We start from the raw sequence: 8779 nt of genomic DNA on the forward strand, positions 1-8779 counted from the left end.
CTCTGCACCCGCTGCGACAGGGCGCCGACCTGCTGCATGACCGGCCCGTTCGCCTGCGCGGCAGCACCCGCCCGGCGAACGGCGACAATCATCAGCGCCAGCAACAGAAGCATCAGCGCCATGATCGCCGCACCCGCGATCACCGCCGGGTCGGACAGGGAATAGCTCGTATCGCCGATCTGGATCATGTGCGCCCGAACAGCCTTTCGATATCCGAGAGTTTCAACTCGACATAGGTCGGCCGGCCATGATTGCACTGGCCAGAATGCGGCGTCGCCTCCATTTCACGCAGAAGCGCGTTCATTTCCTCCGCATTCATGCGCCGGCCCGAGCGGACCGAGCCATGGCAGGCAATACGGCTGAGAACCGCATCGATCCGCGCGCCCAGCGTCGTGCTGTCGCCCATATCGGCGATCTCGTCGAGGATATCGCCGATCAGCGCCGCGGCGTTCACCTCACCGAGGATGGCAGGGGTCTCGCGCACCGCGACGGCACCGCCGCCAAACGGCTCCACCGCAAGCCCGAGCCGGTAAAGATCGTCGGAAACGGCGAGCAGCCGCGCGGCATCGTCCCCCGAAAGCTGAACGATCTCGGGGATCAGCAGCGCCTGCGCCGCAACACCCCGTTCGGCCATCTGGAGCTTGAGGCGTTCGTAGACCAGCCGCTCGTGGGCGGCATGCTGATCGACAATCACGATGCCGCGCGCGCTCTGCGCGATGATGTAATTCTCATGCACCTGCGCCCGGGCCGCACCAAGCGGCAGCGCCTCGGGCTCAGGATCGCAGGCTGCATCCTCCACCCGCGCCGAAGGCAGGGCAGCTTCGGCGAACCCCCGCATTCCGGGGGCAGGCGCAACCGGAGCCTGCGCGGCAAAGGCCGCACCGAGCACCCCGCGCGAGGGGCGATCCATCTGGTAGATGCGCGCCGGGCCGGAGGGTTCGGGCCGCAACGCGCCCAGCGTCGCGGCGGCGACCGTTGTCGCGGCGCGATGCCCCGCCTCGGCCAGCGCATGGCGCAGCCCCGAGACGATCAGCCCGCGCACCAGACCCGGGTCGCGAAAGCGGACCTCGGCCTTGGCCGGATGCACGTTCACGTCCACCAAATGCGGGTCGCAATCGATGAACAACGCCGCTGCCGGATGCCTGCCACGGCCGAGAAAATCCATGTAGGCGGCACGCAGCGCACCGATCAGCAGCTTGTCGCGGACCGGACGGCCGTTGACGAACAGATACTGCGCCACCGCCGAACCGCGCGAATAGGTTGGCAGCGCCGCATAGCCGGTCAGCCGCACCCCCTCGCGCAGGGTGTCGATGACCAGCGCGTTGTCGGCGAACCCGGCCCCGAGGATGCCGGTCAGCCGCCCGCGCAGCGCATGGAACAGATCGCCCGTTTCGGCATCGGCGCGGAAACTCACCCGCCCCTCGCCGCCGCCCGACACATCGCGCAGCGTGAAGGCGACCGAGGGTTCGGCCATCGCCAGGCGGCGCACCACATCGCCGATAGTCTGCGCCTCGGCCCGGTCGCTGCGCAGAAATTTCAGCCGCGCCGGCGTGGCAAAGAAAAGGTCGCGCAATTCGACCACCGTTCCGCGCGTCAGGGCGGCGGGCTGGACCGCACCACCCGCGCCGCCGGTAACAGATATCCGCGCCGCCTCGGCGGCACCCACGGCGCGGCTGGTAACCGTCAGCCGCCCCACCGCCCCGAGCGAGGCCAGCGCCTCGCCCCGGAAGCCGAAGGAACGGATGTCGAACAGATCCGAACCGTCGATCTTGGATGTCGCATGCCGCGCCAGCGCCAGCGGCAGGTCGCCGGCGGGAATGCCGCAGCCATCGTCACCGACCCGGATCAGGCGCTTGCCGCCATCGGCAATCGTCACCTCGACCCGCCGCGCCCCGGCATCGAGCGCGTTTTCAACCAGTTCCTTCACCGCCGAGGCCGGGCGCTCCACCACCTCGCCCGCAGCGATGCGGTTGATGACCGTCTCGTCAAGCTGGCGGATCCCCGGCAGAGCGGATTCCGTGCTTATGTTGGGGCTCGTTTCAGACATGCCACAACCCCTAGCATGTCACGCGGGATTCGGCCACGGATTAGTTGGTCGCCTCCAGCCCCTCGGGTTTGCCGACCACAACAAACCGCAGCGCGTCCGGGTCGATCAGATCCGCCGCGACGCGGCGAATGTCCTCGACCGTCACCGCCTCGATCAGCGCGTTGCGGTTGGTCACGTATTCGGGCGTCAGGCCCTCCTGCTGCATCCCGACCAGAATGTTGGCGATCTTCCGGTTGCCGTCGAAGCGCAGGGGATAGGCGCCGGTCAGATAGGTCCTGGCACGGTCGAGTTCCTCCTGCGTCACGCCCTCGTCGGCCATGCGCCGCCATTCCTGCCGCACCAGATCGATGGTTTCGGCCATCCGCTCATTCGCGGTCGAAACCATGCCGAACAGTTCCTCCGAATGGTCGCGCGGCAAAAGAAAGGCCCCTATCCCATAGGTCAGCCCACGCTTTTCGCGCACCTCCTCCATCAGGCGCGAGGAAAAGCCGTGACCGCCAAGAATATGGGTCATCACAAAAGCAGCGTAGAAATCCGGATCGTGACGTTTCAGCCCGCGCTGACCGAAGACCGCCACCGATTGCGGCGTATCGAAATCGACGACCGTCACCCCGCCGTCCGCGCCGAAAGCGACATCCTCGGGCATCGGCGCCCCGGTTTCCGGCAGATCGCCCAGAAGATCGTCGAGCAGCCGGCCAAGCTCCTCGGCGTCGATGTCGCCCACCGCCGCGACAACAAGCCGGTCGCGCGCCAGAACGCCGGAGCGCGCCGCAAGCAGATCGTCGCGGGTCAGCCCCGACAGGCTCTCGACCGTTCCGTCGGTGGCCGACCCATAGGGGTGATCGCCATAGGCAAGGCGGGCAAAGGTCCTGTTGGCAATGATCTGCGGATCCCTGGCATCCGATTCGATGGAGGAGATCATCTGCCGCCTTACCCGGTCGATCGCGTCGGCATCGAAGCGCGGCTCCATCAGCGCCTTGCGCAGCAGTCCCATCGCCTCGTCGCGGTTTTCGGTCAGTACCCGGGCCGAGACCGCAACCGAATCGGCGCCCGGATCGAAGCTGAAATCGGCGGCAAGCGCCTCGGTCGCGGCGGTGAAGGCCTGCGCATCCATCTCGCCCGCGCCTTCTTCGAGCAGATGGGTCATCAGGCTGGTCTCGCCGCGCCTGCCCGGCGCATCGAGGCTGGCGCCGCCATCGAAGCGCAGTTCCAGCGCCACGAAGGGAATCGAGTGCTCCTCGACCAGCCAGGCATCGATGCCGCCAGGTGAGGTGACCTGCCGGATGTCGATTTCGGCGGCAGCGGGCAGGGTCAGGGATACTGCGGCAAGGGCTGCAAGAAAAAACCGTTTCATCGGATGGTCTCCGGCGCCGCTTCGGCGGGTCTGTCGTAATAGCCGGTCACCGCATGGCGCCTGTCGAAAAGCCGGCCGGCGGCGGCCATCACATCCTCGGGCGTGACCGATTGCAGGATGTCGGGCCAGGCCTGCACATCGGCAACGCCAAGCCCGCTCGCCAGCGCCTCGCCATAGATCTGCGCCAGCCCCTGAAGATTGTCCTTCCGATAGATCTCCTGCGCGCGAATCTGGGATTTCAGCCGCTCGAACAGATCGGCATCGACACCCTGTTCGAGGAACCGGGCGATCATCCGGTCCAGGTCGGCTTCGGCCTCGGCAAGGCTGCGCCCCGGTACCGGTACCACGATCAGGCTGAAGGTGGTCGGGTCGAGCGCCACCCCGTCGTAATAGGCCGAGGTATAGAGTGCCGTCTTCTCGTTGAACTCCAGTTCGCGCCCCATCAGCGAACTGGCGCTCGAGCCGCCCAGAAGCTCGGACAGGAACACCAGCGCCGCGGCTTCCCCTTGCGCGCCCGGGTTGCGCTCGGGGGCCAGATAGCTGCGCATGACATGGGGCTGGGCGATACGCGGATCCTCGAACATCACCCGCCGTTCGGCGATCTGCGGCGGCTCGGAGGGGCGTATCCGCGCCCGCAGATCGGGATTGGCGGCGATCGGGCCGAAATGGGTTTCGGCCATCTCCAGCACCGTATCCGGGTCCACGTCGCCCGCCACCACCAGTACCGCGTTGTTCGGTGCGTAATATTCGCCGTAGAAATCCAGCGCATCCTGCCGGGTCAGCGCCGCCATCTCGTGCCGCCAGCCGATGATCGGGATGCGATAGGGGTGGTTGAGATATTGGGCGGCGGCACGCTGTTCGCTGAACAACGCACCGGGATCGTTCTCGACCCGCTGGTTGCGCTCTTCGAGGATCACGTCGCGTTCGGGCAGAACCACCTCGTCGGTCAGGATCAGGCCCGTCATCCGGTCGGCCTCCATCTCCATCATCCGGTCCAGCCTGTCGGCGGCGACACGCTGGTAATAGGCGGTGTAATCCTGGCCGGTAAAGGCATTGTCCATGCCGCCGTTCAGTTCGACCGTGGCCGAAAACTCGCCCGGCGCCAGCTGCCCGGTGCCCTTGAACATCAGGTGTTCGAGGAAGTGCGCGATACCCGATCTGCCCGGCGGCTCGTCGGCGGCGCCGATACGGTACCAGACCATGTTCACCGCCACCGGGGCGCGGTGATCCTCGATCACGACCACCTCCATGCCGTTGTCGAGCGTGAAGGTGCTGACCTCCTCGGCAAGAGCCGGCAGCGCGAGAAAACTGGCCAGCGTCAGCGCCGGGACGGTGGAACGGTACATTCGGAGGCTCCCGTAATCTGCGTTTGCCGCAAGATATTGGCCACGACGCAGCGATCAAGCCGCAGGGCGCAAATGCCGGGTCACGTTCTGCTGAGCGTCAGTCGAATTCGGACGCTTCGGGCGGTGCCGCGGCGGTTGGAACGTTGGAGCGGCGATAGTATTCCTGCGCCGCATGCTGATCGAGTTCCTGCTCCCTGTACCCCTTGTAATAGGTGGGAACGCGGAACAGACGCTCCATCAGGCGGCCGCGATGCTTGTCGCGGTACTTGTAATCCTCTTCGGCCAGCCGGACGCGGACCTGCGGATCGACCCCGTAGCGGCCGGAATAGCTGACGACAGCACCATCGGGCGTTCTGCCGTCGCTCTGAAGGCGCGCCGGACTGCCGCCGAGCGCCGCTACCGCATCGGCGATCGGCGTCGCATCGGCCCTGTTTGCACCGAACGGTGTCGGGGCGGGCAATTCGTTGAGGCTGGGCGGCATCTCTATCGGCTTGCCGGGCAGGATGGCGAATTCGTCCGGCGTGGTCATGCCGCGTCCGATCTGCATGGTGCGCGGCGGCCCGCCGGTGCAGGCCGCAAGGGCACCCGCCAGCGCAAGCGCCAGCCCCGCCCGTGCCAGTATCGTTCCCCGCATCTCAGCCTCCTGCATCCGTCCTGCGCCTGTGTACCCTACCCGGCCGCCGCCGTCACGAGGGCATTTTTCCCGCCTGCTTCTTGCCGCCAAACAGCACCAGCATCAATGCCCCGGTAAAGATGAAGACATCGGCAACGTTGAAAACATAAGGATTCTGGAACCCGCAACAGGACATGTTGAGAAAATCGCGCACACCATGGAGCCACAGCCGATCGGCGACATTGCCCAGCGCACCACCGATCACCAGCCCCGCCCCGACAAACTCGACCGGTGTCTGAAAGCTGCGCCGCGCCCAGAGCCACAGCAGAAAACACAGGCCCGCCGACAGGATAATCAGCACCCAGCGGTGCAGATCGGAACTGTTGGCGAAAAGCCCGAAATTCACACCCCTGTTCATGCCGCGGCGAAATACCAGCAAGGGCGGGAAGATCTCGATCAGGTCGCGCGACACGCGCGCGAACCAGGAAAAGACCAGATATTTCGATATCTGATCCACCGCAAAGGCGAAAATCGCCGAAAACCAGAGCAGGCGCATCGGTCAGTGGCGGAAATGGCGCATGCCGGTGAAGACCATGGCAATGCCCGCCGCGTCGGCGGCCGCGATCACCTGATCGTCGCGCATCGAACCGCCGGGTTGAATCACCGCCGTCGCCCCGGCCTCGGCCGCGGTCAGAAGCCCGTCGGGGAAGGGGAAAAACGCATCGGACGCAACAACCGAGCCGCGCGTCAGGGGCTGCGCCAGCCCCAGATCGGCCGCCATGTCGCCGGACTTGCGGGCCGCGATGCGGGTGGAATCGACCCGGCTCATCTGCCCCGCGCCAATCCCGACGGTGGCTGCGTCCCGGACATAGACGATGGCGTTCGACTTGACGTGCTTCGCCACCTTCCAGGCAAACAGGAGATCGCGCAACTCGCTTTCGTCGGGCGCCCGTTTCGTCATCACCTTCAGGTCGTCGGGGGTGACGAAGCCGGTATCCTTGTCCTGCACCAGAAATCCGCCCGAGACCTGCCGGAAGGTGGTGGCGACGGCGCGCGGATCGGGAAGCCCGCCGGTGCGGAGCAGGCGAAGGTTCTTCTTCGCCGCAAAGATCTCTGCCGCCTCCGGTGTGATTTCGGGGGCGATGACAACCTCGGTGAAGATCTCGACGATGGCGCGCGCGGTTTCGGCATCGAGCGTCCGGTTCAGCGCCACGATTCCGCCGAAGGCCGATGTCCGGTCGCAGTCGAAGGCGCGCGAATAGGCCTCGGCCAGGTTCGCACCGCGTGCCACTCCGCAGGGATTGGCGTGCTTGATGATCGCGCAGGCCGGACCGTCCCCGGGGGCGAACTCGGCCACCAGTTCAAAGGCGGCGTCGGTATCGTTGATGTTGTTGTAGCTCAGTTCCTTGCCCTGAAGCTGCGTCGCCGTCGCCACGCCGGGGCGGTTGGCGCCGTCGCGGTAGAAGGCAGCCTTCTGATGCGGGTTTTCGCCATAGCGCATCTCCTGCGCCAGCGTGCCGGCAAAGGCGCGGCGGCGGGGCATCGCCACACCGATCGCCCCGGCCATCCAGGTGGAAACCGCCGCGTCGTAGGCCGCCGTGCGGGCATAGGCCGTCTGCGCCAGCTTGCGGCGGAACTTCGGGCAGGTCGCGCCATTGTGCTGGTCCATGTCGCCCAGCAGCCGTGCGTAATCCTCGACATCGACCACAACCGTCACGAAGGCGTGGTTCTTGGCGGCGGCGCGGATCATCGCCGGACCGCCGATATCGATATTTTCGATGCATTCGTCATAACCGGCCCCCCGGGCGACCGTCTGCTCGAACGGATAGAGGTTCACCACCAGCAGGTCGATCGCGCCGATACCGTGCGCCTGCATCGCCGCGGCATGTTCCTGATTGTCGCGCAGCGCCAGCAGCCCGCCGTGCACCGCCGGATGCAGCGTCTTGACCCGGCCGTCCATCATCTCGGGAAAGCCCGTAACCTCGGACACGTCGCGCACGGTCAGCCCCGCCGCGCGCAGCGCCGTGGCGGTGCCGCCGGTCGACAGAAGTTCCACGCCGCGCGCGGCCAGCGCCTGGCCGAGTTCCGCAAGCCCCGTCTTGTCGGACACCGACAGAAGGGCGCGGCGGATGGGTTGGGTCTCGCTCATGGTTTCTCGCTCCAGTTCCCGGGCAGCGGGGCACCGGGCGCGGTACCCCTAGGTCGCCTGCGGCCTAGCGCGTGCCTTGGCGAAGGTCCAGTTCAACAGGACGCCATCGCCCTGCGCCCGGCCCGAAAGAACGATCTGCCGCGCGGCGAGCGGACGCATCTCACCGGGGTCGAGGAAAACCGCAGGCAACAGCATCGGTGAAACCGGAGCCTCGCTGCGAAATGTCCAGACCTCGCCACCGGGCAGGAGCAGATGCAATGTCGTGCCGTCCTCCAGCGCCTCGGCCTGCACCGTCGGATGCAGGTGGAAACGCAACGCATATTCCGGGCCATGCCTGCCAAAACCGCCTGGCCCGGCCGGTGCAAGAAAATCCTCGCCGGTCAGCATGGTGCCGTCGAGCGACAGGTTGAGAACCCGCTGGTGAGCGGCGTTCGGAAAACGGCGCTGAAGCCTGAGTTGCCGGCCAGCCGCCCCTGCCTGCAATTCCGCCGGCAGCGGTTCGCCGATTCCCCCGCCCTCGATCGCGAGGCCCGAATACCCTGCCGCAAGACGGCTGCGCCGCGCCCAGGCCGCCCCGAACGCCCTGCCCGGGCCGCTGCCGGTCACGATGGGCGCGCGCCCGTGTGTCATCTCGAACGCGAAGAGCGATTCGAAGCGCTCCCTGCCACCGCGCGACGCCGCATCGACAACGATCGTGGTACGCCCGCCCTGCAGCCGACGGTAGCCCATCGCGCTGTCGCCCGGCGGGCCGGGGCGGATGCCCGACAGCGCCAGCGCCCGCTCGATCCGCCCCTCCGCACCGCGACCACCGCCGTGAAAACGCGCCAGCCCGCCATCGGCATGGCGCAAGGTCCGCAGCACCGGTGCGACCCGCGCAATGGCCGCCGAATGGCCGGATGCGGTGGCGACACCGCGCCGTTCCAGCGATTGTGCCGCCAGGACCAGCAGCCAGAAAGCCTCGAGCAGGTCCTCGGGGTTGCGCGAGGCGATGCTGCCATCATCGGCGATCCACCCCGCGCAGGCGTCGCCGAGCCCGCGCACTGCCGGCGCCAGAACCGGGTGCTTGCCTTCCAGCCTGCAACCGGCCTCGGTCAGGGCGGTCAGCGCCGTGATGCGCGGCAGGCCCGCTGCCGTATCGCGCCAGCAATCCGACAGGTAATCGACCTGCGCGGAAAGCAGATGAAAGAACCGCAAATCCGCCTCGCGCCCGATCCCGTCGGTCAGACCCGCGCCGTGAACGATCCACCCGAGCAGCCGCGCGCCCGTGCGC

7 protein-coding genes and 1 pseudogene are annotated in these 8779 nt (G+C 67.0%); all 8 read right to left on the bottom strand.

What is annotated here, in order from left to right; genetic code table 11:
- A pseudogene (locus tag ACK5IR_RS15980) lies at positions 1 to 188 on the bottom strand (DNA recombination protein RmuC); the annotation flags it as partial.
- Complete coding sequence (gene mutL / locus ACK5IR_RS15985; protein WP_416930242.1) at positions 185 to 2047, bottom strand: DNA mismatch repair endonuclease MutL; 1863 nt, start codon at positions 2045 to 2047, stop codon at positions 185 to 187. The pseudogene ACK5IR_RS15980 and the gene mutL, both read right to left, overlap by 4 nt.
- Positions 2048 to 2087: 40 nt before the next feature.
- Positions 2088 to 3401, bottom strand: a complete 1314-nt coding sequence (locus ACK5IR_RS15990; protein WP_416930245.1) for a M16 family metallopeptidase — start codon at positions 3399 to 3401, stop codon at positions 2088 to 2090.
- Entirely contained in the window at positions 3398 to 4747 is a 1350-nt protein-coding gene (locus tag ACK5IR_RS15995) for a M16 family metallopeptidase (protein ID WP_416930247.1), read from the bottom strand. Before ACK5IR_RS15995 ends, ACK5IR_RS15990 begins: the two co-directional genes overlap by 4 nt.
- A 97-nt stretch (positions 4748 to 4844) precedes the next feature.
- Positions 4845 to 5381, bottom strand: a complete 537-nt coding sequence (locus tag ACK5IR_RS16000; protein ID WP_416930249.1) for a DUF3035 domain-containing protein — start codon at positions 5379 to 5381, stop codon at positions 4845 to 4847.
- A gap of 52 nt (positions 5382 to 5433) precedes the next feature.
- On the bottom strand, positions 5434 to 5916 hold the full coding sequence (gene lspA, locus ACK5IR_RS16005) for a signal peptidase II (protein ID WP_416930251.1): 483 nt from the start codon (positions 5914 to 5916) through the stop codon (positions 5434 to 5436).
- Between the two features lie 3 nt (positions 5917 to 5919).
- Positions 5920 to 7509 carry a bifunctional phosphoribosylaminoimidazolecarboxamide formyltransferase/IMP cyclohydrolase gene (gene purH, locus ACK5IR_RS16010; RefSeq protein ID WP_416930253.1) on the bottom strand — a complete coding sequence of 530 codons (1590 nt, stop codon included), beginning with the start codon at positions 7507 to 7509 and terminating at the stop codon, positions 5920 to 5922.
- Positions 7510 to 7557: 48 nt separating this feature from the next.
- On the bottom strand, positions 7558 to 8779 hold a 1222-nt coding region (locus ACK5IR_RS16015), incomplete at its 5' end, for a heparinase II/III domain-containing protein (protein ID WP_416930256.1).

It is taken from the genome of Tropicimonas sp., assembly GCF_047971885.1.
GTDB lineage: Bacteria > Pseudomonadota > Alphaproteobacteria > Rhodobacterales > Rhodobacteraceae > Tropicimonas.

Bases quoted from the DNA above. Each gene is read 5' to 3' on its own strand.
- mutL (WP_416930242.1), bottom strand. From the start codon at position 2,047: ATGTCTGAAACGAGCCCCAACATAAGCACGGAATCCGCTCTGCCGGGG.
- ACK5IR_RS15990 (WP_416930245.1), bottom strand. From the start codon at position 3,401: ATGAAACGGTTTTTTCTTGCAGCCCTTGCCGCAGTATCCCTGACCCTG.
- ACK5IR_RS15995 (WP_416930247.1), bottom strand. From the start codon at position 4,747: ATGTACCGTTCCACCGTCCCGGCGCTGACGCTGGCCAGTTTTCTCGCG.
- ACK5IR_RS16000 (WP_416930249.1), bottom strand. From the start codon at position 5,381: ATGCGGGGAACGATACTGGCACGGGCGGGGCTGGCGCTTGCGCTGGCG.
- lspA (WP_416930251.1), bottom strand. From the start codon at position 5,916: ATGCGCCTGCTCTGGTTTTCGGCGATTTTCGCCTTTGCGGTGGATCAG.
- purH (WP_416930253.1), bottom strand. From the start codon at position 7,509: ATGAGCGAGACCCAACCCATCCGCCGCGCCCTTCTGTCGGTGTCCGAC.